We start from the raw sequence: 1,488 nt of genomic DNA, 5'->3' as shown, positions 1-1,488 counted from the left end.
GCCCTCGTAGCCGGGCAGAGCCAGCACCGCGTCGAGCACCTCGCGCACGCGCACCGACTTCGACGCGACGCGGATCGGCTTGCCCGCCGCGCGGCGCAGCATGTCGTGCGCGTTGTGCGCGAGGGCGCCGAGGTGGATGACCGCGCACGGCGGATCGAGCTCGCGCGTGGCATCCGTCAGCCCCTGCCAATACGCCGCCTCGTCACGCCACGGCTGCGTGGCCGGCTTCGCCGACACGTCGATCATGCAACGCTCCTCACTCGCGCGACCGCGAACGCCCCGCCGAGCGCGGCGACGCCGGCGAGGATGAACAGGCCGGTGAATCCGCCCAGCCAGAACACGACGATGCCCCCGAGCAGAGGCCCGAACGCCTGCGGAATGGCCCAGGCGATGTTCATGATGCCGAGGTCCTTGCCGCGGGTCTCGGGGTCGGGCAGCACCTGCGTCGCGAGCGCCTGGTCGACCGCGAGGAAGCAGCCGTAGCCGATGCCGAGCAGCGCGCCGCCGACGTAGGTCATGGGCAGCGACGGCAGCAACGCGAGCAGGAGCGCCGCGATCGCCTGCACCACGCTGGCGAGGAACACGAACAGCTTGCGGCGCTGCAGGCGGTCCGAGATGCCGCCGAGCGCGAGGGATGCCGCGATCACGAACACCATGTAGACGAAGACGATCGGAATCAGGTCGTTCTCGGCGTTCCGGTCGCCGAGGCCGAACTCGAGGAAGTAGAGCAGCAGGCCGGTGCCGAACGCGTTGCCGAGGTTCACGAGGACGCGCGACAGCAGCGTCCAGCCGAAATCTGGGTGCGTGCGGGGCGAGATCCACAGCTCGCCGGCGATGCGCCTCGGGGTGAGCGGCGGCAGCCCCCGGGCATAGTGGCGGGGGTCGGGAACGACGAGCAGGAACGGCGCCACGAGCAGCGCGAGGGCGGCGGCCGCGAGCTCGTAGCCGCCCAGGGTTCCGAGGCCCAGGATCGTGACGAGCGCCAGCCCGAGGATGATGCCGATCGCCTGCGGGGCGCTCATCCAGCCCGAGACGTAGCCGCGCTGGCCGACCGGCACCTGGTCGGAGATCATGGCGGTGAGCGCGGCGGTCAGCACGCAGAACCCGGTCAGGGCGAGCGCCCAGCAGATCGCGATGCCGGCCATCGTCGTCTGCGCGCCGAGCGCGAGCAGGGCGAGCGCGAACAGCGCCGCGCCGCCCGCGACCCACGGCCGGCGGCGGCCGAAGCGGCTCGTGGTGCGGTCGCTGAGCGCCCCGGTGAGCGGGTAGGCGATGATCGCGCACACGCCCGCGATGCCCGAGACGACACCGAACCAGAGGACGTTGTCGACCCAGTAGTTCGTGCGCAGCTCGGTCTCGATCTGCGCGGGCAGCAGCAGCTGGATCGGCGTGAGCTGAGCCATCCACACCCCGAGCCACGCCGCGGCGAACAGCGCGATCCAGCGGCCCGTGACCGGGGTGAGCGGCTCGGTGCGGGTCGTGGCCGCG

At 72.1% G+C, this 1,488-nt stretch carries 1 protein-coding gene and 1 pseudogene; both read right to left on the bottom strand.

Translation table 11 applies throughout. The features are described from left to right. A pseudogene (locus ACM2XV_RS15195) lies at positions 1 to 246 on the bottom strand (amino acid deaminase/aldolase); the annotation flags it as partial. Further along, the coding region (locus ACM2XV_RS15190) for an MFS transporter (RefSeq protein ID WP_487027548.1) at positions 243 to 1,488 on the bottom strand (1,246 nt) is incomplete at its 5' end. The pseudogene ACM2XV_RS15195 and the gene ACM2XV_RS15190, both read right to left, overlap by 4 nt.

The organism is Gryllotalpicola sp. CP2-P1 (assembly GCF_057512245.1).
Note: the sequence above shows the minus strand (reverse complement) of the source record. Positions and strands in the feature narration are given on the sequence as shown.